At 66.9% G+C, this 23,800-nt stretch carries 17 protein-coding genes; 12 read left to right on the plus strand and 5 right to left on the minus strand.

All coding sequences use genetic code 11. From position 1 onward, the window contains the following. Positions 1–87 precede the first annotated feature (87 nt). From ACTJLC_RS09870 to sctC, 10 genes are all read left to right on the plus strand, one after another. Positions 88–555 carry an HrpB1 family type III secretion system apparatus protein gene (locus ACTJLC_RS09870; protein WP_073431571.1) on the plus strand — a complete coding sequence of 156 codons (468 nt, stop codon included), beginning with the start codon at positions 88–90 and terminating at the stop codon, positions 553–555. Between the two features lie 16 nt (positions 556–571). Beyond that, a complete protein-coding gene (locus ACTJLC_RS09875) occupies positions 572–1,003 on the plus strand; it encodes a hypothetical protein (protein ID WP_073431570.1) in 432 nt (143 codons plus the stop codon). Between the two features lie 29 nt (positions 1,004–1,032). After that, positions 1,033–1,803 carry a type III secretion system inner membrane ring lipoprotein SctJ gene (gene sctJ, locus ACTJLC_RS09880; RefSeq protein ID WP_310129748.1) on the plus strand — a complete coding sequence of 257 codons (771 nt, stop codon included), beginning with the start codon at positions 1,033–1,035 and terminating at the stop codon, positions 1,801–1,803. Then, entirely contained in the window at positions 1,800–2,510 is a 711-nt protein-coding gene (locus ACTJLC_RS09885; protein WP_310129746.1) for a type III secretion protein HrpB4, read from the plus strand. The genes sctJ and ACTJLC_RS09885 overlap by 4 nt, the downstream gene beginning before the upstream one ends. Further along, on the plus strand, positions 2,495–3,316 hold the full coding sequence (gene sctL, locus ACTJLC_RS09890; protein ID WP_310129744.1) for a type III secretion system stator protein SctL: 822 nt from the start codon (positions 2,495–2,497) through the stop codon (positions 3,314–3,316). Before ACTJLC_RS09885 ends, sctL begins: the two co-directional genes overlap by 16 nt. Then, positions 3,313–4,635 carry a type III secretion system ATPase SctN gene (gene sctN / locus ACTJLC_RS09895; protein ID WP_073431566.1) on the plus strand — a complete coding sequence of 441 codons (1,323 nt, stop codon included), beginning with the start codon at positions 3,313–3,315 and terminating at the stop codon, positions 4,633–4,635. Before sctL ends, sctN begins: the two co-directional genes overlap by 4 nt. 8 nt (positions 4,636–4,643) lie before the next feature. Then, positions 4,644–5,123, plus strand: a complete 480-nt coding sequence (locus ACTJLC_RS09900) for a hypothetical protein (RefSeq protein ID WP_310129742.1) — start codon at positions 4,644–4,646, stop codon at positions 5,121–5,123. 3 nt (positions 5,124–5,126) lie between these two features. Further along, positions 5,127–5,957 carry a type III secretion system export apparatus subunit SctT gene (gene sctT, locus ACTJLC_RS09905; protein WP_073431564.1) on the plus strand — a complete coding sequence of 277 codons (831 nt, stop codon included), beginning with the start codon at positions 5,127–5,129 and terminating at the stop codon, positions 5,955–5,957. 151 nt (positions 5,958–6,108) lie between these two features. Next, a complete protein-coding gene (locus ACTJLC_RS09910; RefSeq protein ID WP_073431563.1) occupies positions 6,109–7,557 on the plus strand; it encodes a helix-turn-helix transcriptional regulator in 1,449 nt (482 codons plus the stop codon). Between the two features lie 11 nt (positions 7,558–7,568). Beyond that, on the plus strand, positions 7,569–9,659 hold the full coding sequence (gene sctC / locus ACTJLC_RS09915) for a type III secretion system outer membrane ring subunit SctC (RefSeq protein WP_310129738.1): 2,091 nt from the start codon (positions 7,569–7,571) through the stop codon (positions 9,657–9,659). Between the two features lie 75 nt (positions 9,660–9,734). On the opposite strand, the gene ACTJLC_RS09920 is transcribed toward sctC, so the two are convergent. The 4 genes from ACTJLC_RS09920 to ACTJLC_RS09935 form a co-directional block, all read right to left on the minus strand. Next, positions 9,735–10,496, minus strand: a complete 762-nt coding sequence (locus ACTJLC_RS09920; RefSeq protein ID WP_310129736.1) for a hypothetical protein — start codon at positions 10,494–10,496, stop codon at positions 9,735–9,737. A 132-nt stretch (positions 10,497–10,628) separates the two neighbouring features. Beyond that, entirely contained in the window at positions 10,629–11,669 is a 1,041-nt protein-coding gene (locus ACTJLC_RS09925) for a hypothetical protein (protein ID WP_154872260.1), read from the minus strand. Between the two features lie 90 nt (positions 11,670–11,759). Continuing rightward, positions 11,760–12,605, minus strand: coding sequence for a hypothetical protein (locus tag ACTJLC_RS09930; protein ID WP_310129733.1), 846 nt, complete (start codon positions 12,603–12,605; stop codon positions 11,760–11,762). A 306-nt stretch (positions 12,606–12,911) separates the two neighbouring features. Next, entirely contained in the window at positions 12,912–16,199 is a 3,288-nt protein-coding gene (locus ACTJLC_RS09935) for a hypothetical protein (protein WP_440843751.1), read from the minus strand. A 299-nt stretch (positions 16,200–16,498) separates the two neighbouring features. Between ACTJLC_RS09935 and ACTJLC_RS09940 the strand changes: the two genes are divergently transcribed. Both ACTJLC_RS09940 and ACTJLC_RS09945 read left to right on the plus strand, forming a co-directional pair. Continuing rightward, positions 16,499–20,326 (plus strand): hypothetical protein, encoded by a 3,828-nt coding sequence (locus ACTJLC_RS09940; protein ID WP_440843753.1) that lies wholly within the window; start codon positions 16,499–16,501, stop codon positions 20,324–20,326. Between the two features lie 213 nt (positions 20,327–20,539). Beyond that, positions 20,540–22,267, plus strand: coding sequence for an amidohydrolase family protein (locus ACTJLC_RS09945; protein WP_310129728.1), 1,728 nt, complete (start codon positions 20,540–20,542; stop codon positions 22,265–22,267). Between the two features lie 112 nt (positions 22,268–22,379). Here ACTJLC_RS09945 and ACTJLC_RS09950 read toward each other — a convergent pair whose 3' ends face one another. After that, a complete protein-coding gene (locus ACTJLC_RS09950; RefSeq protein WP_310129726.1) occupies positions 22,380–23,729 on the minus strand; it encodes a hypothetical protein in 1,350 nt (449 codons plus the stop codon). Between the last annotated feature and the right edge of the window lie 71 nt (positions 23,730–23,800).

Here is a 23,800-nt window from a genome sequence, read left to right on the forward strand (position 1 = left end):
TTCGCTCACCGCCGGCCACAGCGTTGTCGTCCGCCATCTCGGCAGACACGCGGAACTACGGCGTTCTGATCACCAAAGGAGTGCTCCATGTCCCTGACGAAATGCAGTAACCGGCTTGTGTCGGCATTGATCGAGGCGCTGATGTTCGGCGCGAAGCACGGCCATATCGAACAGTCGGAGCGGCTGCTTGCCGCGCTGCACGTGCTGCGTCCCGACTTCGTCGAATTGCATGCTTACGACGCGTGGCTGATGATCCGCCGGCGCGATTTCGCCGAGGCCGTGCGCCTGCTGCGTCCGCTCGAGCAGCGCACGCTGCGCGGCTCGTTCGGTCCTTACGTCGCCGCGCTGCTCGCGGTGTCGCTATGCGGTCTCGACGATCCCGCATGGCGCGTCTATGCCAACGAGGTGGCGACGCGCAACGAGGACCCGGATTCCGTCGAGCTCGTGATGACCTTGATGGGCAAGCAGGGCTCGGCCGCGAAGCCCGCGGCCGAAGTGCAAATCGACCGCGGCGAGCTTCAGAAGTTGATGCAGCACCGCCATCTGCGCGCCTAGTGCAAGGAGTACCGCGATGAACGCAACGATCCCACCCATTCCGCCGCTCGACGCCGCCTCCGCGGTGCGGCCCGACGAACCGGTCGGCCGCGCGGGAGCCGGCGGCGCGTCGGGTCCGGGCGCGCTGCCCGAGCCCGCCTCGGAACTCGTCGACCTGTTTCGCAGCAAGCTCGATGCGGCGCGTCTGTCGCCGCCGAGCGCCTCGCACACGCATGGTCCGTCCGCGTTGTCGGAAGTCGTGACGCAGGAGGACCACGCGGTGGCGAGCCTGCGCGGCGAGGTCGACCGATTCGCCGGCGAGGCGCCGATGATGACCGTGCAGGAAGCGGCGGCTCAGTCGATCAAGGTGCAGCTTCAGGTGTCGGAGATGGTCGGCAAGCTCTACGTCGGCGAGGCGGTCGCTCAGGGCACCAAGGGCTCCGTGCAGACGCTGATGAAGAACCAGTAGTTGGCGTGCGAACGACAGGACGGACTCAAATGGCTTCCTATTCAAAACTGGCGCGCACGGTCGTGCTGCTGTGCTGCGTGACCGCGTTGATGACCGGCTGCAGCAAACAACTGTTCGCGCAACTGTCGGAGAGCGACGCGAACGACATGCTGGCCGTGCTGCTCGATGCGCGGGTCGACGTCTCGAAGCAAAGCGACGACGGCGGCAAGACCTGGAGCGTGGCGGTCGAAAGCGGTCAGTTCGCCCGCGCGATGGACGTGCTGCGCGCGCATGGCTTGCCGCATCAGCGCTTCCAGAATCTGGGAGACATGTTCAAGAAGGACGGACTGATCTCCACGCCGACGGAGGAACGCGTGCGCTTTATCTACGGCGTGTCGCAGCAACTCTCCGAGGTGCTGTCGCGAATCGACGGGGTGGCGTATGCGAACGTTCAGATCGTGCTGCCGAATAACGATCCCCTCGCCGCGACGGTCAAGCCGTCGTCGGCTGCGGTGTTCATCAAGTATCTGCCGGGCACCGATATGTCGACGCTCACGCCGAATCTGAAGAACCTCGTCGTGCATGCGGTCGAGGGGCTCACCTACGACAACGTCAGCGTGACGATGGTGCCGGGTTCGGCGGCGCCCGAGCCGCCGCCGCCGGTTGCGCCGGGTGTGCCGCAGGAGTGGTTGTGGGCCGGCGGAATCGCCGGGGCTGCCGCGCTGGCCGCCGCGCTGGCGTATCTCGCCCGCCGCTTCGGCGCGGCGCTGAAGGGCATGGGCACGCGCTTGCGCGGGCGCACCGGCGGGGCGGCGACGTGAGCGTGAGCGGCGCGCAGGCAGCGGCGGCCGCCATCGAGACCGGCGTTGACGTGCCGGACCCGCGGCGCCAGCTTCGGTGGCTGCATTCCTACGAAGCGCGTGTTGCCGACGCGGCGGCCCGCTTCGGCGAGCGGCAATGCCGGCGTTGGGGCGTGCCGTTCACCGGCCGCGCGCGCCGCGACGCCTACGCGGCGCGCGACCTATGGCTCGGCTCGCCGCTGCCGCTCAGCGCCTACGCGCCGCGCGCGAACCGGCTTGCGTTGCTCGACGCTGCGTCGCTGCGTCCGGTGCTGGCGGCGCGCGCGATCTATCCGTCGCGCGGCACGCTGCGCCGGATCGTGTCGGGCGCGCGGCGGCGCGCGCTCGCCGATGCATTAGGGGAGCATGCGCTGGCCGCGCTCACGCAGTTGGGCGTGAACGCATCGACGGCCAGCGCGCCGCTTCCCGCCGATCTGTCCGTCGATGCGCTGGTCGGCGCCGGGCGCGCGCTGTTCGAACGCGACGAAGCCTGGCCGCTTGCGCCGGCGCGCAGATTGATCGGCTTGACGTTGGACGCCGACGCCCACGATTACGCCGATTCCACCGCTTGCGCTCGTCCAGGCGAAGCGGCGACGTCCGATGCCGGGCTCGCGGCGGAGGACCAATCCGAAGAATTTCTATACGCGGCCTGCATGCTGTTTCCGGAGCTGACATGGTTATTTGGCTAAGAGCCCAGCAGGGCGGCATCGGCATCGAGCGCGATGTCGTGCGAGCAGCGGAACTGGCGCAGTTGATCGAACTGGATCGCGCGTCCGGCCACTTCGAACGGCGTGCCGACGAACTGCTCGCGAGCGCGCGGCGCGAGGCCGAAACGATACAGCGCGCGGCCGAGGAAGAGGCTGAGCGCGTATTGCGCGCCGCGCAAACGAAATACGACAACGCCGCGCGCCTGGGTTACGAGGCCGGACGCCGTCGCGCGATCCGCGAAGCGCATGAAGCGATGCTGCACGGCGCGGCGTCCGAGCGCGATCTGCTGGTGGCGTTGCGCGAGCGCATTGCCGACATCGTCATGCGCACCGTCACGCGGGTGCTGGGCGAAGCCGAGCGCGACGCGTTGTTCGCGCAGATCGCGGTGGGATTGTCGCGCAGCCTCGAGGGCACATCGTTTCTCACCGTGCGCGTCGCCGAATGCGACCTCGACGAGGCGACGCGCGCGTTTCGGCGCGTGTGCGACGAGCATCGCTGGCCGGTGAATCCCGAGGTGGTGAGCGACGCCGAGGCCGAGCCCGGCAGTTGCGTGTGCGAATGGGACCACGGTCTGATCGAAGCGGGACTGCCGATGCAGTTGCGCGCGATCGCGAGCGCGATACGACGCGTGACGCGTACCGACACGGAGCCGCAAACCGCCGCCGCCGTGAACATCGCCGCCGACGAACTGCTCGACGATGCGCCGCATTTCGACGATCAGCAAATCGACGACCCGCAGTTCGATGTCTCGCATTTCGCCGACCAGCCCACCGGAGCGCCGCAATGAACGAAGTCACCGCTTTCATCGACGCGTTGACCCAGGAGCTCGCCGTCTCCGACGGTACGACGCGTCACGGCAAGGTGGTCGAAGCCGTCGGCACCTTGCTGAAGGTCGGCGGGCTCGACGCGACGCTCGGCGAGCAATGCGAGCTGCGCGACGCGCGCGGCGTGCTGCTGCAACGCGCCGAAGTGGTCGGCTTCACGCGTCAGTTCGCGCTGCTCGCGCCGTTCGGCAGCGTCGCCGGCCTGTCGCGCACCACGCGCGTCACCGGGCTCGGGCGTCCGCTGTCGGTGCCGGTCGGCGAAATGCTGCTCGGGCGCGTGGTGGACGGCCTGGGCGAACCGATCGACGGCCTTGGGCCGTTGCACTGCGACGCACCGCGCCCGGTGATGGCCGCCGCGCCCGATCCGCTGAAGCGGCGCATGGTCGATACGCCGCTGCATACCGGCGTGCGGGTCATCGACGGGCTCATGACGGTGGGCGAGGGCCAGCGCGTCGGCATCTTCGCGCCCGCGGGCGTCGGCAAGAGCACGCTGCTCGGCATGCTCGCGCGCGGCGCGGCCTGCGACGTCAACGTGATCGTGCTGATCGGCGAGCGCGGCCGCGAGGTGCGCGAGTTCATCGAACTGATCCTTGGCGAAGCGGGCATGGCCCGCAGCGTGGTGGTGTGCGCGACGTCCGATCGTTCCTCGATCGAACGCGCCAAGGCGGCTTATGTGGGCACCGCGATCGCCGAGTACTTTCGCGATTGCGGCTTGCGCGTGCTGCTGATGATGGACTCGCTGACGCGCTTCGCGCGCGCGCAGCGGGAGATCGGTCTGTCGGCCGGCGAGCCGCCGACCCGCCGCGGTTTTCCGCCGTCGATTTTCGCGGAACTGCCGCGCTTGCTGGAACGCGCCGGCATGGGCGAGGAGGGGTCGATTACCGCGTTCTACACGGTGCTCGCCGAGGACGAGGAAGGCAACGATCCGATCAGCGAGGAAGTGCGCGGCATTCTCGACGGACACCTGGTGCTGTCGCGCGCGATCGCGGCGCGCAACCGTTATCCGGCCATCGACGTATTGCACAGCCTGAGCCGCGTGATGACGCTGGTCGCGAGCCCCGGGCATTGCAGCGGCGCGGGGCACGTGCGCAAGCTGCTCGCCCGCTATGACGAGGTCGAATTGCTGCTGCAGATGGGCGAATATCAGCAGGGCGCCGACCCGCTCTCCGACGAAGCGATCGCGCAGCATGAGACCATCGAATCGTTCCTCGGCCAGAGCACCGAGGAACTGACCGAAGGCGAGGACAGCCACGCGTTCATCTCCGGCTTCGCGCAGTCATGAGGGCGCTCGTGATTCGCAAGTGGCGCACCATCGTCGCCGCCAAGGTCCGGCGCTGCGAGCGCATCGAGGCCGATCTCGCGCGCGAACGCGCGGCGCTCGCCGAGCGCGAGGCGCAGTTCGACGAAGCCGCGCAGGCGCATGTCGAAGCGCGGCAAAAACGCATGGAGCACGAGGCGCGCATCGTGGCCCTGCTCGACGGCGAGGCGCGCGTCGCCACCTCCGACTATCTGTGTCACGACGCCTGGCGCGCGCCGCTGAAGGAGGCGCTGGAAGCCGCGCGCGCGGCGGAGCAAAAGCGCCGCACGGCGCTGGATCGTCAGCGGCAGAAGGTGGGCGAGGTGCAAGCCGCGCTCGCGCGCGCGCAAGCCGCGGTGGACGAATGCCGCCGCAAGCTCGATACCCTGGTGCGGGCCGCCGCCACGGCCGCCGAACTCGCCGCCGACGAGGAAGCCGCGGAAAACCTGCTGGCGCGCCGTTACGCGAGGTAGCCGATGACACATGATTTTCACGCGTGGTCCGAGGCCCTGCTCGGCTTTTTCGAGGCGTATCACAACCTCATCATCATGCTGATGCTCACGGGCATCCGCATCATGGTGACGTTCATCCTGCTGCCCGCGACGAGCGACACCGCGTTGCCCGGCACCGCGCGCAACGGCGTGGTGTACGTGCTGACGATGTTCGTCGCGGCGGGCCAGGTTCCGCAGGCGTTCGATTCGCTCAACAGCGCGGCGCTGCTGGTGCTGGCCTGCAAGGAAGCGTTTCTCGGTTTCGCGTTCGGCTATTGCGCCGCGCCGGTGTTCTGGATCGCGCAGTCGCTCGGCACCTTGATCGACGACCTCGCCGGCTTCAACAACGTGCAGATGACCAACCCGTTGCGCGGCGATCAAAGCACGCCGGTTTCCACGCTGCTGCTGCAACTCGTCGTGACGCTCTTCTATGTCGGCGGCGGCATGCTGTTCGTGCTGGGCGCGCTCTTTCAATCGTTCAAATGGTGGCCGCCGTATGTGCTGTATCCGTCGCTCTCCAATTCGGCCGAGACGTTTCTGATCCAGCGCACCGACACGATCTGGACCGCGCTCGCCAAGCTCGGCACGCCGGTGATGCTGGTGCTGGTGCTGGTCGATCTCGGCCTCGGCATCGTCGCGCGCGCGGCCGACAAGCTCGAACCGAGTTCGCTCAGTCAGCCGCTGCGCGGCGTGATCGGCGTGCTGATGCTGATCGCGCTCGTCGCGGTGTTCGCTTCGCAGGTTGTCGGCGACGTGCAGCTCGGTGGTCTGTCGGCGGCGTTGGCGAAGGGCATGCTGCCGGAACCGGCGCACTGAACATTGTTGTGAAGTCCCCTGCGGATTGTTGAGTTTTGTTGAGCACGATGTCTCTACCATGGTTTCCGTGCCCGGCGAATTGTCGGGGCCACAGGTTCTCAGGGCGGATCGCATGGTCCGCCACATCGGTCACTCCTGAGGTGGAACCATCATGTTTTCGACAATCTATTTCGCTCTGTCGTCGGGGCTCGCGCAGAAGAACCGTTTGCCGGCGTATGCGGCCGCCATGCTCGACGGCGCGTCGGAACGCGGCTATTGCCTCGTCGACGACGTGCTCGAACGCCCGTCGCACAAACTGGACGACGCGGACGTCGCGCGTCTCGTCGCCGTAGCCGATGCATCGCTTCTGCTCGGCTACGAGCAGGATGCCGAAGAGATGTACCGGCGCGCTCAGAAAACGATCGTCGGCGACGACGACCGTCTGCGCATCATGTCGTGCCGCAACACCGGCTGGCAATTGATGATGCGTGACCGCTACGCGGCCACCGCCAAGTGCTTTGCGCGTATCGTCCAGGACGAGGCGGCGAGTCCCGCGGAGGTTCTCGAAGCATTGATCGCCTCGGCCATGGTGCAACATCAGGTGGGACGTCAACGCGATGCGGACGACGCGCTCGTGCAAGCCGCCGAACTCGCCGACATGCATGAGGAACCCGGCTGGCGGCTCGTGATCGCGCTGCTCGCCCGCGAATTCGACGTGCAATTGCGCATTCGCACGGCGACCACGCTGAGCGATCACGCCTTCTGGAGTTCGGCGCACGTGACGCGCGCGCAGAGTGCCGGCGACCGCGCCGAAGTGACGCGCAAGCTCACCGAGACAACGGTCCTCATGTCGCCGATGCCCGCGCTTCTCGCGCAGCGCCACGAGTATCTGGAACAGCTCGCGGCGCTGGCGCGCGGCGAGCGCATTGCGGCCGCGCCGCTCTTCGACGCGATCAGCCGGCCGCAGCATTTTCGCGGCGCGGGCCAGGCGTTTCTCGCGAAGCTGGACATCGTGCTCGCCGGACTGGCCGGCGGACTCGACGATGTCGCCGACTCGGTGCTCGCCAAGATCAGCCGCGCCGAAGCCGATACCGGCACGCGCCGCTGCAATTTCGACTACCTGTATTGCGTCTCGAAGATCGCGGTATGGCGCGGCAATCCGACCGAGGCGCTCAAGCTTTACGCGAGCTACGCGTCGGAAGCGTTGCGCTGCCTGCGCAGCGAGACACCGGGCCTCGGCGCGATTCAATCGCCGGCGAGCCGCGCGCTGCCCGCGGACGACGTTTCAGCGCGCCTGCCCGCGAAGTATCGCCGCGCGTATCGCTACATCATCGAGAACCTCGATCGCGCCGATTTGAATACGCGCGAAATCGCCTCGCAGATCGACGTCACCGAGCGCGCGCTGCAACTGGCTTTCAAGCGTTCGATCGGCATGTCGCCCGGTGCGCTGATCCGCAAGCTGCGGCTCGAAGGCATTCGCAACGACCTGTTGAACGACGAGCGCATGCAAGGCTCGATCTTCGATACGGCAAGCCGCTGGGGTGTGAAAAGCCGTTCCGCGCTCGCGAAGGGTTATCGCCGCGAGTTCAACGAATCGCCGTCCGAGACGATCCATCGTTAAGCGGAGCCGCCATGAAAGCTATCGTTTCCGCCCGTCGCGGCGCGGCTCTCCGTGTGCGCACGCTGTGCGCGGCCCTCGTCGCAGCCGGCGCGCTGGCTGCGTCGTTGCCGGCTCATGCAGAACGTGTCGCGTGGCAGGGCACGCGCTTCGAATACGTCGCGGACCATAAAGACCTGAAGGACGTGCTGCGCGATTTCGGCGCGAGCCAGCATGTGATGACGTGGATCTCGCCGCATGTCGAAGGCAGCGTGTCGGGCCGGTTCAACGCCGCGCCGCAGCGCTTTCTCGATCAGATGGCCGAGTCGTTCGGCGTGCTCTGGTATTACGACGGCTCCGTGCTGCGCATCTACGGCGCCAACGAAGCCCGCAGCGCGACGCTCGGTCTGACCCACGCGGGTACCGAGGACTTGCGGCGCGCGCTCGGACGCTTGCAGATCGACGATCCGCGCTTTCCGGTGCGCTACGACAGCGTGTCCGGCACGGCGGTGGTGTCGGGGCCGCCGCGCTTCGTCGAACTGGTGACCGATGTCGCGCATCTGATCGATCACAAATCGGTGTCCGGCGCGAAGGTGGTCGTGCAACGCTTTCCGCTGCACTACGCATGGGCGACCGACCGGACCATCACCATCAACGGCCGCGGCGTGACCGTGCGAGGCGTCGCGTCGTTGCTGCGCACGCTGTATGGCCAGGGGGTGCCCGCCAACGGCGACGCGGGCGGCGATCCGCCGCCCGCGCGGCGCGACGCCTACCGCGTGCCGAGCGTGCGCGAGATGCAGGACGACGGCATGACGACCGGCGCGACGCGAACGCAAGGGGGCTCGCACCTGCCGCCGTTGCCGACGCTGCCCGGCCTCGGCGCGGCGCAGTCGTATGCGGGCTCGGGTGACGGCGCGGTGCCGCCGCCTGCCGGAAATATCGCGGATGCCGAGCCCGCCTCCGCGCGCGACAACAACGGCACGGCGCTGTCCACGGCGGGCCGCGCGAGGCAGAGTTCCGCTGCGCGCGGCGCGCCGACCATCGAGGCGGATTCGCGCAGCAATTCGATCCTGGTGCGCGACCGCGCGGAGAACATGGCCGCGTTCGGCACGCTCATCGAATCGCTCGACACGCGGCCGGGCATTCTCGAAATCGACGCCAGCATCATCGAGATCACGGACAACGCGTTGCAGGAACTCGGCGTCGACTGGCGGCTGCATTCCGGGCACGTCGACATTCAAACCGGCAATGGCCAGCAATCGCAGACCAGCAACCCCGGTTCGCTCAATCCGCAGGGCTTTGGCAACCCGCTCGACGCGGCCACCGCCGGCGTGCTGGCGACGCCGGCGGGCGGTGTGCTGACCGCCGTGGTCGGCGGCGCAGGACGCTATCTGCTGACCCGCATCAGCGCGATGCAGCAGACCGACCAGGCGCGCATCACGGCGAGCCCGAAAGTCGAGACGCTCGACAATGTCGAGGCGCTGATGGACAACAAGCAGACTTTCTATGTGCAGGTGTCGGGGTATCAGTCGGCGGACCTGTATAGCGTTTCAGCGGGCGTGTCGCTGCGCGTGCTGCCGTCGATCGTGAGCGCGGGCAATGGCGAGCAGATTCGCATGGACGTGCATATCGAGGACGGCAAGCTCACCGACCAGCAAGTCGGGCAGTTGCCGGTCGTGAGCAACAGCACGATCGACACGCAGGCGCTGATCAACGAGGGCGACAGTCTGCTGATCGCGGGCTATTCGGTGGATCAGGACGATCACACCGAAACGGCGGTGCCTGGGCTTTCGAAGATTCCGTTGATAGGCGGCTTGTTCCGCTATCGCAAGCATCAGGGACAGCGGTTTCAGCGGCTGTTTCTGTTGACGCCGCGGGTGTTGTCGGCGGCGGCGGGCGGGCCTTCGAACGGCGCGCCGGGTGGTGCGGATGGCGTGCCCGGCGGTAACGGGGATGGGTCGGGCTTTGCGCCGCCACCGCCGCCGCCGCCCTCGGGTGCGATGAATCTTCCTGGACAGTCTGGTGCGGCTCGTGTCGCGCAACTCGTCGGGTTGCCGCCGCGGCGCATGGGCGGTGCGGGCGGTGCGGGCGGCAACGTCAGCACGGCTTCGGACGACAAGCATTGAGTCGATGCGTTCGGCCCGACGCGTGGGATTGTTGGGGCTCGCCTGAGTACGGCGGGCCGGCCAAGGTTGTGCCGGTCAGTTTGGGCTAGCCCCTAACGCTTGCTTTGCATTGCGCCGCTCGAACGAACCTTTGAAGATCAGATAGGTGCTGGAACAGGTCACGCCCAAGGAGAGGAACAGGAGCGTGCTCCAGTGGAATGCTCCGCCCAGTGCAAGCTCGAATCCATAGGTGGCGAGAGGAACGACGCTGAGGCATAGCATTGTCGCGATCGGTTCGCAGCGCTGCATGCCCAATTGCAGGAGATACATCGGACCGACGACGCCGAAGCAGGCGATCAGAAAATCGCGCGCGAGATGGCTTGCATCGATATTCACGCCGCCATGGAACATGAGCAAGGCCAATGCGACGAGATAGGTGCCGTGAAATCGGTGTGCGAGGATGAGTTGAGGCGAAATGCCTAACGCGTCGGCTTTCCGCGACCAGATCGCTACCAGTGCCGCGCCGCCGCCCGCCATGAGCGCAAGCGCGAGTCCGAGACCGTCTGCAATCGTGTACGTCTGCATAGTCGTTGTTGCGGAAAAAACCGCGCACGCCAGGACGATCGTCGCCACTGTCAATTCTCGCCACTGACCGCTGCCGTTCCGCAAAGATCGTGAAAAGATCACGATCCACAGCGGGCCAACGGCAGCCTCGACCAGACTCGCTACCGAAGCCTGGGTGAAGGAAATAGAGGAGTAGAAGGCAACGAACGCAACGGCTGTCCCTATGTTCAATAACGCCAATGGTGCGATGTCTTTTTTCTTGATGGCGCTCCTTCTTCTCCTGTCGGAGAGCATCACATAACCGGTAGTAGAACCGGCAATCGCGTAAATACCGCGAAATATGCCTTCCGTTTTCCCAAACGAATGCGGCCCGCACAATGTGCGGGCCGCATTCTTACTACGACCTGAAAAACCCGCTATCTATCGTCAGGCAATACGCCGATGGTTGTCGGCGAGATAACTGAGCAACAGCGTATCGAGCGTGTTCGGCGGCGGTCCCGCCTGCTGAGTCTTCTCGTCCTTTTCCTTCTCCTTCGAGTCGTCCGTTTTTTCCTTGGAGTCGGCCTTGGTTTCGGTCTTCCCGTCGCGCTCGTGCCCGTCGGCCCCGCCGTTCTTCGGTGTTTCACCTCCCGCCGAACGGGTTTCATGCGAGCCTTCCGAGCCGCGACGTCCACCGCGCCGGCCGGTGCCGCCAGGCACCATCGAGGCAAGCGCCAGCACGTCGCCGCCCGTGGTGGCTGCCGTGGTGGGGTCGCCGCCGCTGCTCATCAGCTTCTCGCCGACTTTCTGCGCGCCCTGGCCCACTTCGAGTTCGGTGACCGACTTGACGACCTTGCCGACGCCGCCATGCATGGCGGCCGCGATGGTTTCATCGAGCTGGGCGTTGCCGATATGCGCCGCGGCGAGCGTCGAGGCCACGACAGTCGCCCCCAGCCCTTCGGGCGTCAGGTCGGCGGCGACCTGGATCGCATCCTCGCCGACCTTCGCGAGGTCGTTCATCATCCCGTGGAGGTCGCCATGCGCAAGATCCTTCAATGCGCTCACGGAACCGGACACGACACCTTCGACGGACGACACCAGGTCCTCCGCCGCGGCATCGAGGCCCTTGTTGACATCGCTCTTGACGGTCTCGACTTCCTTTTCGACGCTATTCAACACCTTGTCGAAACCCTTGCCGAGATGCAGTCCCTGCAAACCCTCGAGCGTGGCCTCCGCGCTCGCGGTGGCCGCGTCCGTCGCCGTCTTGCCGACATCCTCGGCCGTCTTCAGCAGGTCCTGCATCGCCAGCTTCAGATTGCCCTGCATCAACGCCTCGGTCATCGCCAGCGCGTCCTGGAACACCTTCTTGAGGTCGTTCTCCAGCGAGTGGGCCACATGCTCGACGCCGTGCACGACTGCCTTCGCAGCCTTCTCGATATCGTGGCCAAGATGCTGGAACGCATGCTTGATCTTTGAAAATATACTCATTGTTTGCTCCTCAATGCGCGCGGCCCACGCGAGCGGGGCCGTTCAGATGGCGACGTGGCGAGGCCGCGCGACGAAGTGGATGAAGGTGCTTCAGGTCTTCGACGTTTGCTCGTTCATCGCCTTGGTGAGCAGCGGCAGCAATTGCGACAGCAGCTTGAGCAACTCGTTGGTGAGCGTGCTCGGATCGGTCGTGCCGTTCGTGTTGTTGTTCGAGCCGTCCGTGCCGTTCGTGCTGGTGTTGCTCGGATCGGTGCTCGGATCATTCGTGCTGTTCGGATCGGTGTCGCCGCTGTTCGAACCGTCGGTTTGCGACGACCCTTGAAGCTGTTGCAACAACTGGATCACTTCGGACAGCAACTGCTGGATCTGCGAGGTCTGATCGCCGCCGCCCTTGCTCGGGTCGCCGCCGCCGCCGGCCTGGTTGCCGCCTTGCGCGCCTTCGATCTGTTGCAGCAGCTTGAGCAGATCATCGACGATCTGTCCGGTCTGCTTGTCGAGCCCCTGGCCGTTTTGCGACGACTGTTGCAGCATCTTCAGGATCTGCTGCAACAGCGACATGATCTGGCTTTGCACGTCGTTCGAATTGTTGCTGGAATCGACGGTGTTATCGCCCGACGTATCCTGCGTCGAACTCGGGTCCTGGGTCGAGCTCGGGTCCTGCGTCGAGCTCGGGTCCTGCGTCGAGCCCGGATCTTGCGTCGAGCCCGGATCCTGTGTGGAGCCCGGATCTTGCGTCGAGTTATCGCCGCCGCCCGTGGACGTGTTGCCGCTCTGCGAGCTGCCGCCCAGCTTCTGTTCGATGATCGCGAGAATCAGTTCGAGCAGCTTCTCGATATCGTTGTTGCTGAGCTTGCCGCCGCCTTGCAGATCCGACTCCAGTTGCTGGATATCGGCCTGAATGGCACTGTTGCCCGAGTCGTTGGTAACCTTGCTCATGAATAGCCTCTTACAGTAGACGATGAGAGAAGCGCAGCGGCTTGAGCACGCTGCGCGTATGAAATCCTGGTGGCCGCGCGACGGTCGCAGCATGGCAACCGTCCCGTAACCAAGCGTAAGAGACTCGATGGGTCGGGCTGTTTCGGTAAACGAAACACCAAGCGTGGCGGCGAATTGGCGGGGAGTTGGCGGGGATGGCGTCGCAGGGCAGAGGAGCCCACGGGGGGAGAGACGATGCGGCGCCGCGCGAAACGCGCGGCGCCGCCATGACCGGCGAACCGGCAACCGATCAACGATCAGGAACGTTCACGAACCCTCGGGCTCCGGCGGCGCGACCGGCCGCTCCGCGCGCAGCACGCTCAACTGACGCGGATGGGAGACCTCGGTGACGCGTTGCAGCGTCGCGAGGAAACTCGGTCCGAGCGTGCGCGACGTGCCGTTCGTTTCCAGCGTGTACAGGAAGCGGTTATCCCAACTGTCGTCCGCCTCGAGCAGCGTGGCGATCTGCGCATTGCGCGTGTTGATTTCCGCAGCCTCGCGCGCGTCCGGCCTGGCGCCAGGCTGAACCACCGCGTCGCGCAATTCGCGCAGCACGTTGATCGTGCGCGCCGCGTCGGGCTTGAGCCAGACACGCTCCGCAAAGAGCTGATTGCCGCGGTCGGCGTCGTGCTCGGCGCGCGCGAGATACTCGTCGATCGGTTCGGGTTGCGCGGCGCCCGCGGGTTGCCTGTTGTACGTGTCGTCCCAGGAGGCGCGGCGGCTATCCACATAGCGTTTGAACTCCTTCATGCTCGTGAAGGTGGTGTCGCGATAGCTGAGCGATGCGTCGATGTGACCGTCTTCCTCGGCGATGCGCCATGTCGAGCCGGTTTCCGATTGCAGCACCGTGGTGCCGAAGCCGACGATCGAGACATTGGGCAGCACGACCGATTTCACATGGCCGGTCTCGTCGGAGAAATTGCCTTGCGGCGCGAGGCCGGCGACGAGCGTCGCCGATGCAGCCGCCATCCGCGAGCTACTGCTGCCCGCGAACTCGGCTTTCAACGGACCGGTTTCCTGGCGGCGCGTGCGCGTGAACCAGGTCTTCGTGCCGCCCGCCTGCAGCGACGGGCCGATCTTGTATCCATCGTGTTCGTAACGGGCACCGGCCGACGCGCTGACCGTCGTCGAAAGCGATTGCGCCTTGGAGTCGAGCCAGTTCACCGACACGTCCGGGTCCTTGTAGAACGAGTGAGCAATGGCGTCCCACATCGACCCCGCGTCGCGCGGCAGACCGTGGTTCGATCCGCTCGCGGTTGCCGCGTCGATCACGCCGAGCATCTTCGCGCGCCACGGGTCGGGCTCGCCCGCGGGCTGCTGCCCGGCCGGCAACGTGCCGGTCGGCTGAAGCCGCGCGCGCACCATCACGCCCTTCGGCTGCGACATGTCGAACACGGCCGGCAGGACTTGCGCCGAACCGATCACCTGGAAGCTCTTGTGAAACAGATTGACGCCGCCTGCCGCGCTCACGCCCGCATGCGACGCCCAGCGTCGATCGCTGCCGACGAACAGTTGCCCGTGATTCGCCGACGAACCGCCGTTGATCATCGCGTGGCGGCCGTGGATGACCTTGACGTCGGGCCCGGCGAGCACGAACGGCAGCTTGCTCGCGCCCGGCAAGTTGAGCAGTTCGGCCACGCCGGTGTTGATGCCGAACTGGCCGCCGTCCGACAGACGCACGTCGTAGGTCATGCGCGGTTCGGTGATCACGCGCTTGAAGTTCTCGAGCACGGTTTGCGGCGTGGATGTATCGGGCGACGCCTCGCCGTTTCGTTCGAGCGTCTTGAGTTGCGTCAGCGCGGTTTTCAGCCTGGCGGCCGTCGAGGCCGCGCTCTCCCGCGAGGCGGCGATCTGGCCGCCCGGGCCGGATGCGTCATGCGGGTCGTTCGCGATGTCTTCGAGTTCTGGGTCCAGCATTTCTTCCGGGACGATTTGCAGTCTGCCGGACGGGATGGCTTCGCGCGGCTGCCTGGCTTCCAACTGGTCGATCAAGCCTGTCAGCGTATCGGTCGTGAGCCGCGAGCCGGCGCGTGATTTCAGCGCGGCATATTCCCGACTGAGCTTGATCTCGCCTTCGCTCACGCCCGCCAACGCGGCGGCGCGCGCGGCGATCGCGTGCCGCATGTGCTTCGGCACCTTCGTCTGATCGCGCCAACCTTTGTGCGCCACGCGCTGATACCAGGCTTCCAGCGTGGCCGCTTGCACGGCGTCGGCAATGCGCGGCTCGAGCGGTCCCGCGCTCCGCGTTTGCGCGCGCTCCGCCAGCGCGCCGGCCAACTGCCAGATCACGTCGGCCTTCTGCAAATCGTCCTCGGGATGGCGCAGGCTCGCGCCGCCGGTGCCGAGCGCAAGTGCGGACATCGGCGACTTGTTGAAGCCGAACATGCGCCTCAGATTGGCGAGCATGCCCGGCTGGCTCGCGCGCCGCGCATAGCGCGACAGCTTCATCAGGCGGTGCTGGGTGCGCGCGAGCGGCGTGCCGGGTCCCTCGTGGGTGAAGCCGCAGCGCCAGGTGAAATAGGCGGACTTCAGGTGTCCCTGCGGTTCGGCGGCGGGGTCCTCGGCGAGTTGCAGCGCCGCGATCAGCGCCTTCGCCGGCACGCTCACGTCGCCGTTCATCCGCAATGGCGCGGGGACGCCCGTGATGCCCGTCGGACGCTCGTGCTCGGGAAGCGCGGCGAGAGCGAGGCGCACCACGTCGTCCATGTTGCTGGGAGGCGGATGGCCTTCGGGCAGCGCGGCGATCAACGCGTTGGCCGCGCGCAGCGACAGTTTCGTCGCGTCGTCGCGCACCGCTCGCGTGACCGGGTCCGCATCCGTCGCGATGCCGCCGCGCAGTTCACTCAACGCGCCGTAGCCGAGCGATGACGCGGCGAGCCGGCGCGCCAGTTCGAACGCTCCGCCTTGCACTTCCAGCAGCGACTCGGCGCCGGTGAGATCCTGGAGCGCCGCGCGCGCGGGCTCGGCGTGCGCGCCGAACGCCTGATGCAGACGGCGCAGCACCAGTTCCTGCCGGGCTGACGCCTCGAGCTGCGCTCCTGCATCGGCGTCATCAGGTGCGCCGAGATGCTGCCGCAAATAGCCGGCGATGTCCTGCGGGAGCTGGCGTTGCGCCGCCGGTCCAGCGGGATTGAACAGTTGGGCCGCAGTGGCTTCCGTGCCGCCCATGCCGACGATATTCGCGACCGGCGCGGCCTTCGTCGCGCCGGCCAGCGCGAGGGCGGCGTTGTGCTTGTGCTTCGCGACGGCCGAGGGCGGCGTCGCATTCGGATCGGGCTGATGCCGCTGATCCGGCGTCACCCCGACGCGCGCGCGCGCGGGCGTGGGCCGCGTGCGCGTGATGCTGCCGAGCAGCGAGTTCGAGATCGTGACGGGCCGCGGCGCGAGCTTGCGTTTCATGTTCGCCCAGAAACTATCGTTGCGCCGGCTCGTGGCGGGCCGCGTCGGCTCCGGTCGTGCGGAAGAGGTGGCGTTCGGCGCGGTGTCGACGCTGACTTCGTCGGTGGCGACGGTCGAGTGCGCGCGGTTCGAACTGGATACGTTAGGAGGGTTCATGGGCGTCGTGGTGAGGAGTGGACGTTGCACGCAGGCGGCCGCGGCTTGCGCGAGTCTCGCGGCGGCTCGCAGGAATGCAAGGTCGAAGCAAGGGCGCCGGGGTATCGACAGGGTAGCGGCGTGAAGCATCGACCTTGGGCCGGCCGCTGCGAAATGCCGTGCGTGCTGGCGAAATCACGCGCGATGCGCTGGCGCGGCCGAAAAACCGGAAGTTTCGTTGCGGTCGATATGATTTCGCCGCTGGGCCGGGCGTGACATATATGGTCCCGATAATCGGCGAGATTGGAGGAGGAACGACGATGGACTTCAGGAGCTTCGTGAGGAATACGACCGCGGTGCTGCGCGGCACGCCGCATACGTCGACCACAGTGGTGCCGACCGCGAGTCCCGTTGGCTCGACGGGAGCGGGCGCGCCGCCACCATCGTCGGGCGGCGCGCGCGCGGGCATCAAGGCCGGCTTCTCGGCCACGCGCGAGCGCTTCAAGAGCCTGCTTGGATTGAGCCGTCCGCCCTACGCGTCAGCCAAGGTGCCGACGGATCGCCGCGCGCTCGTGGAGACCGAGTGGCGCATGCCGTTCGTGCGCGCGAACAGGTTCGGCCGCTCCTTTCCGGCACAAGCCGTGCGGATCGCGCCGCAGAAACCGGCTAGTCCGCTCGATCCGTCCGGCGCGTGGGGCGAGGCGAGCAAGGCGGGCCCGGCGCCGGGTACGAGCGCATCCGCCCAGCGGCGCGCGTCGAAGGCGCAGCGCATGCTGGCCAAGACGATCGGCAAGTTCACGGCGAAGCGCGCGGACAAGTCGGCGAACGTCGACGCCGCGCACGCAAATCGACGCCCGCGCGATGCGGCCGAACTCGAGCATTGGCTGAATCATCGGGAGGGGCTGGATAGCTGGGTGCGGGAGTATTTCAGCGCGGCGCGCGGCAGCGGGGCGGGGACGGCAAGCGGGGTGCGCGAGGAGGGTGATGTTAACGAGGGGAGTGAAGTCGACGGGGGTGACGACATTCACGGGAGCAACGACGTTCACGGGGATGATGACTTACACGGAAGCGATGACGTACACGGGGACGATGACGTACACGGGGGCGACGACGTACACGGGGGCGACGACGTACACGGGGGCGACGACGTACACGGAAGCGATGACGTACACGGAAGCGATAACGTACACGGGAGCAACGACGTACACGGAAGCGATGACATACACGGGGACGATAACGTACACGGAAGCGATGACGTCAACGGCAGCAACAACGTCAACGGTAGCGACGAGCTACACGTTAGCGATAACGTTCACGACACCAACAACGTCAACCAGAACAACAACGCCAACCGCCCTCCCGCACCAGCCGATCCAGTCGCCACCCTATCCGCTTTGCTGGCCCAGGCGGCGCAGTCAACGGGGTCCGTCCACGCCGCCACGGGCGACGTCATCGAGCCAACCGATCCATCCGCAACCGAAGGCACGCACCGATTCGCGCCTTCGCTGATGCTCGGCTACGCCGTGCTCTCCGCGCTCGGCTCGAACGAACCGGCGCGCGCGGCGGCGGCGTTGCAGGCGTTGCCCGAAGTAGTGAGCATCCAGGAGATCGCGCAGCGGGCCGCGGCGTTCGACCCGAACGCCGAGCACGCCTCGGCCACGACGACGCCCCCTCAGTCACCGCGGAATGGCAACCCTCTCCCGCTGAGCTATGCAGCCGACGCATCCGCCGAGGAAATCACGTCGGAAGACGCAAGCGGAATCACGCAAGACCACGGCAACGTCCGCGCGGCCGATACGCTCGATCCCACTTCGTCTCACGCGCCGGTCAATCAGGCGCACGCGGACGCGTGGCGCATTGCCCGCTCGCTCGCGAACACCCACCTGGGCTTCGACCTACTGAAGAACCTCACTCAAAGCGGCGCATCGGGCGCCGACAATGCGGCCGCGCTCGCGGTGCTGCAAGCATGGCAGGCGTTGCCCGAGCCGCCCGCCGACCTCGATGCGGCGCTCGCCGCCGCGCACGCCACGGTCGACGACAAAGGCAACCTCGCTCCGCGCGTGCTGCGTGCGCTGTCGGGTTCGAGCACGCCGCGCGATGCCGCGGCGCTGTTCGCGTGGCGCCAGGCGTTTCGCAGCGACGCGCCAGGCAGTCCGCTAAAGCAGGCGCAAACGCGGCTGAATCGTTTCGTGACGCGCGGGATGTTGCGGCTCGACAAGGCCAACTGGTTTTTTCAGCGCATGTGGGGCATGAAGAAGTCCGCGTTGCGCAGCATGATGCTCGGCACGTCGAGCGCGGCGCTCGCGTCGTACACGAAAGAGGCGAGCCGTTACGCCGGCGCGCTCAAGGCGGCCAGCGCGACCCTCGCCGCCTCGCTGCGCAACCCGCGTCTCGCGACCGGCGCGCCGGACGGTCCCGAGGCGCGCGCGCGCGAAGCCGCGGCGGCGGCGCTGGAGGCGATTGCCGCGCGGCCCGCGGCGCACATCGGCGATCTCGAACTGGACGAAGCCACCAGGGCCGCGCTGGAAAATCGCGAGCCGGTGCCGAGCGTCGCGCAACGCGACGACGCGCCCTTGCTGCTCGACCTCGGCGCGTTGCGCGACTGCGCGAAGCGCTTCCAGGTCCATCGCTGGCAAGACGTGAAAACCGCGTTCGCGCAAGCCGAGAAGGTCGGCGAGGCCAAGGCGCTCAAGCCCGAGAAATTGGGCCGCGCGGAAGTCAGAACCGTGCTGCGTCAGTTGATCAACGATCTACAGCAATCGACCCAGGTCGCCTTCGCGGACGGCGCGCGCTACGGCTTCAGCACGCGCGGTCTGTCGGTCTCGGCCACCAAGGGGCTGCATCACCACTTGCCGTTCGGAGGCGAACTCACGGTTGGGCATTACCGCGGCCGCCGCGCCCTCGTGACCCTGCAGCGCAATAACGTCGGCTTCGATATCTTCATCGGCACCGAACATATCAAGCGCTCGCAGCTCAAGGTGGGCGCGCGCATCGGCTACGCCAGGCGTCTCGACTGGCTCTGCGGCTTGCGCCTGGGCGGCTCGCTGCGCATCGCGCCGGTCGATCGCGAGTTGCGCGAGCCGCGCGGCGTGATGATCCGCGTCGCGCGCGAGCGTCTGACCGACGAGAACCTCGACTGGGTCGCGATGAAGTACGACGATCCGCGCACCACCGAAACCGTGCTCGACATGGTCGACTTCCTGTTCGAGGAAGCGCGCGAACCGGTGCGCGAGAAGGGCGCCGAAACCTCGCTGTTCGAGCGTCTCGCGGCGCGCATCGGCGACCGCACCGATATTTCGATCGGCTGGCAGGACGGTAAGACCAAGGCGTCGCGCCAGAGCATTCAGGCGACGGGCGGCGCGTCGGTGTCCGGTCCGCAGTCGAAGGGACGCGGCACCTTAGGGCTCGACGGCACGGTGACCGTGGACCTGAACAGCCGCAACGACACGGCCGTCAACGAGGCAACCGGTTCGCTCCGCTACGACCGCCGCACCGTGACATCGAGCGTGCGCGTCTCCACGCAGGGCACGGTCGGCGTCGGCCCGGCGTGGCACAAGGGCGATCTGACGGGCGGGTTGCCGGGCGCGTCGCCGCTCGGGATCGGCGGCGCGTTGCCGGAGCGGCTCGTTGCCGCGCGCGTGATGCTGCCGGAGCGCGAGGGGCGGCTGCTCAATCGCGGCTGCTTCGCGGACCAGCAGTTCGCGTCGTTCAACGCCTTTGTCGCGGCGGTCAACAGCTCGCGCGAAGAATGGATCGAGATGTACCGGAACAATCACAACTGCGACTATCCGACGGCGGTCGTCAAGATGAACGCCGACCTCGCGATGCTGCAGAGCCATCAGCGCTCGAATCACACGTTCCTCGTGCGGCGCCGCCTGAAGCCGGAGTACGCGCGGCGCGGCGACGTCTATCGCGCGCTCGAACGCATGCACGATGCCGCCGCGCAAGGGGCGGGCGGCAAGGGCGAGGACTGGTCGCGTCCGCTCGACGCCATGTTGCGCGAGCGCGCGTCGTGGCTGCCGGAGCGGATCGCGGTCAACGAAGTGGCGGGACGCGTGCACAGCACACCGGGCGTGATTACGCCGATCGGCGGCGTCGCTTCGGCAAGCGTGCTCGCGCAGCGTGAACTGCTGCGCTCGAAAGCGTGAGGTGTCGAAGGGCCGGATATCGATGAGTCTGCACGGGTTTCCTCGAAGTGGCGCCGGGTTGCGTCGGCGTTTCTTCGGGTTTCGCGGGGTTGCGCGAGGTTTCGCGAGGTTTTCGTTAAGGGATGCCATGTTTCGCTGCCGCTGCGAAGGAGAGCACCGGGTGACGCCTAGCATGCTTTCGCGCGCCACCCCGAAACTCTCTTGGAGAAAGACATGACTCGCATCAATTCGGCTCATACGCCGGCGACCGATCACACCTCGGAGGCCGGCTCGTCCGGCGCCGGCCAACCCGCCGCGCGCCGCGGCGGCACGTCGCGCAAGCGCGGCGCCACGTCGCTGGGCGGCACCGGCAGCCCGCAGCCGTCGGCGCCCAAACGCGCCGCCACCGGCGGCGGCGAGACCGCCAATCCGCCGGTGCGGGCCGGCGCGGACAAGCTGCTGCGCGCTCACACGCGCTTTTTCGACGACAACAGCGTGTCGGTGCGAGGCTTCGACGTGTCTCCCGCAGGGCCCGGCGCGGCGGGGCAGAAGCGCGCGGTTTCGCAGGCGTTGCGCGGCACGCCCGAGCTGTCCGCCATGCTGACCGCCACCGTCGACACCCTCGCGCAGCACCCGCTGGAGAATGCGCACGCGAGCCGCAACGCGACCGGCGACTGGATGTCCGATTCGCACTTCCACCCGACGAACTACGTGCAGCAGGGCATGGTGCCGCGCGAGATGCTGAAGATGATGGACGAGGTCGGCATCCACCGCAGCGTGATGTCGCCGATCCCGACGGACGTGATGCCGTGCGGCAGCCATGACGAGCACACGCACGCGCCGAACCACAACAAGATTCCCGCCGAGTCGTACTACGTGCAGCAGAAGCACACCAACATTCAGCCGCATGAATTGACGCCCGAGGTCGAGAAGGAAATCACGCAAGGCGCGCACTTGATGCTGAACCAGCAGGTGGATGCCGACACCGCGTTGTTCATGCAGATCGCGCAGCTTTCGCATGCCGAACGCGACCGCCTCGACCCGATGGTGACCGGCCTGCACCTGGGTTCGCCGCTGAGTCCGCAAGCGCTGCTGCTCAAGCTCGCGACGCATCCCGGCATGTTCACCGGCGTAGGCGAAGTGACGATCCACAAGGAACTGGTGCAGCAGCAATACGAGGGATCGCGGCAGGCCAACCTGACCAACAACGTGCAGTCGTTCAAGCAACTGGTGGCGACGGCCGGCGTGATCGGCATGCCGGTGGTGCTGCATTGCGACGTCGATTCGACGGAGAACCAGCGAGCCAACGGCATCGGCCAGCCGCAGTATCTGAACGATCTCAAGAAGCTTTTCGCGTCGCCGGAGACCAGCAAGACCACGCTGATCTGGGCGCATTGCGGCGGTATCGGACGCTTCGTGCGCAAGCCGATCGACCACGCGAACAACCTGCGCACGATCCTCTCCGATCCGCAGATGAGCCACATCCACATCGATATTTCGTGGTCGCGCGTGGCCCGTCAGATCGTCATGAAGACGCAGCCCGACGGCACCGAAGTGCCGGATCACGAATCCGTGCATGCGTGGGCGGCGCTCATCAACGAGTTTCCGGACCGCTTCCTGTTCGGCTCGGACGCGCTCAATCCGCAGGTCAAGGACACCTGGGCGGAAACCGGCAACATGTATAAGCCGCTGCTCGACAAATTGACGCCGGAAGCGCGTGTCGCGGTGAAGACGGGCAACTACGATCGCGTGCTCACGGAGGCGCGTCCGAAGGTGCGGGCTTTCGAACAGCACGTGCTGACTCGCGACTTCGTGGAAAAGGGCTTGCGTTCGTCGGGCGACGGTCGCGTCAACGACGGTCCGCATATCGATCCCGAGGCCTTGCGCGCCGCGCGCGATGAAGCGTATGCGAACGCGGGCGTCGATCACACCGGGCGTCCGCTGGACGCCGCGGTGCACTGAGCGTTGCCTGGCTGACCGGCGCTCGCGCGTCGGCCGGCGTCGATGAGAAACGCGCCCCGCGGGGCGCGTTTTCTCGTCTTGAGCCCTCCAACGATGAAAGACGCGGTGAGCTTCAGCCTACATTCGCTCGCGGCGTCTCTTCCAACGACGCGCGAACGGCAAGCGCTTCCATTGCGCTTTCGTAGGCCGCACGGAGTTCGAGGAGTGCGATCTTGCCGCTGGCTGTCTCCGGGTTCAGCACACGCTTCTTGCTGAAATAGCGCCGCGTCACGAACTCGACCGTCGCTTGATCTTGTGGCACACCGAGCACCGTGTGCCAAGGGCGCGCCGCATGTGCGCCGGCGGTGTGACCGGCGACTTGCGCCGGTTCGCCTTCAGCGCGCTGGTTCGAGGCCGCCGCCGCGCCGCTTGCAGCGTAAGCCGCATGATGGCCATGCGCGGCGGGACCGTAGTGATAGGCGGGCGGCGTGTGCCACGGAGCCGCCGAGGGCCAGGCAGGCGGCGTCGCGTTCATGCGGCCGCTTTGCGTCGAGACGAAGAACGGCCGCGTCGCGCTCGGATAGAGCCCGAAGCTCAACGTGCGAAAGCGCCCGTTGAAATGGAAGCCGATGTGCATCTGCTTGCCGACGGGACCGTCGCCGGAGCCGTAGCTGAAGCCGAACCGGCTGTTCGCGCCGACTACCCGGCTGTGATAGGAGGGCATGCCCCAGGTCGGCTGCGGTTGCCAGTGCTGCGGTTGCGTGTAGGCCGCGTATCCGTGCGGCGAGAACGCGGACGCCGTTGCGGGATGCGTATGCTGGGCCGTCCAGTTCCAGTTCGAATGATAGGGCGCGTGGTACGGCGCCGCCCACGGTTGCATGTGCGGCGCGTACGCATAGGACGCGTAAGACGCGTAGCTCGGCCCGAGATGCGGACCGAAATATGGCACCGGATACGGGTAGGCGGGAGCGCCGTGGCCGCTTTGAGCCTCATGCGAGCCGGCGGTGGTTTGGCCGGGCGCGGGAGCGGGCGCGGCAGGAGTGGTCGCCGTGGTCTCCGTTGTCGTCGCGCTGGTTGCGTTTGGCGGATTGCTCGCGTTGCCGGTCGACGACGCCGTTGCCGGGTGCTCCACCGCTGCATCCCTCTGCGTTGGCGGCGCTGGCCGCTCTTCTACCTCACGCGCGCGCGTGACGCTGAACCGCGCGGCGGGCGGCGTTTCCTGATCCGCCTGGAAGCGGCGCGAGAAGGCGGCGACGCGATTCGTGATGTCGCTATGCGACAGCGTGCGCCGCAACGTGCGCGGCGCGGGCGCACCCTGCGTTCGCCGCTGCAACGAAGCCGCGCTTCCGGGCCCCTCCTGCAAGCCGGCGCTCAAGGCGCGCGAAGGCCGATTGCCTCGCGCGGCGGCGTGGTCCTGAGCCGGCGCCGTGTCCGGTCTATCGACGGTCGAAATGCTGGGCGAGGAAGTGATTCGATCGGGCATCGGATGCTCCTTGTGCCGCGGATGCGCGCATTCGCGATGTGATGAGCGGCCGGTTTGCGGCTCGCGCGGAT

Origin of the sequence: Paraburkholderia sp. 22099, from assembly GCF_052045835.1 — a bacterium.
Classification (GTDB): Bacteria; Pseudomonadota; Gammaproteobacteria; order Burkholderiales; family Burkholderiaceae; genus Paraburkholderia; species Paraburkholderia terricola.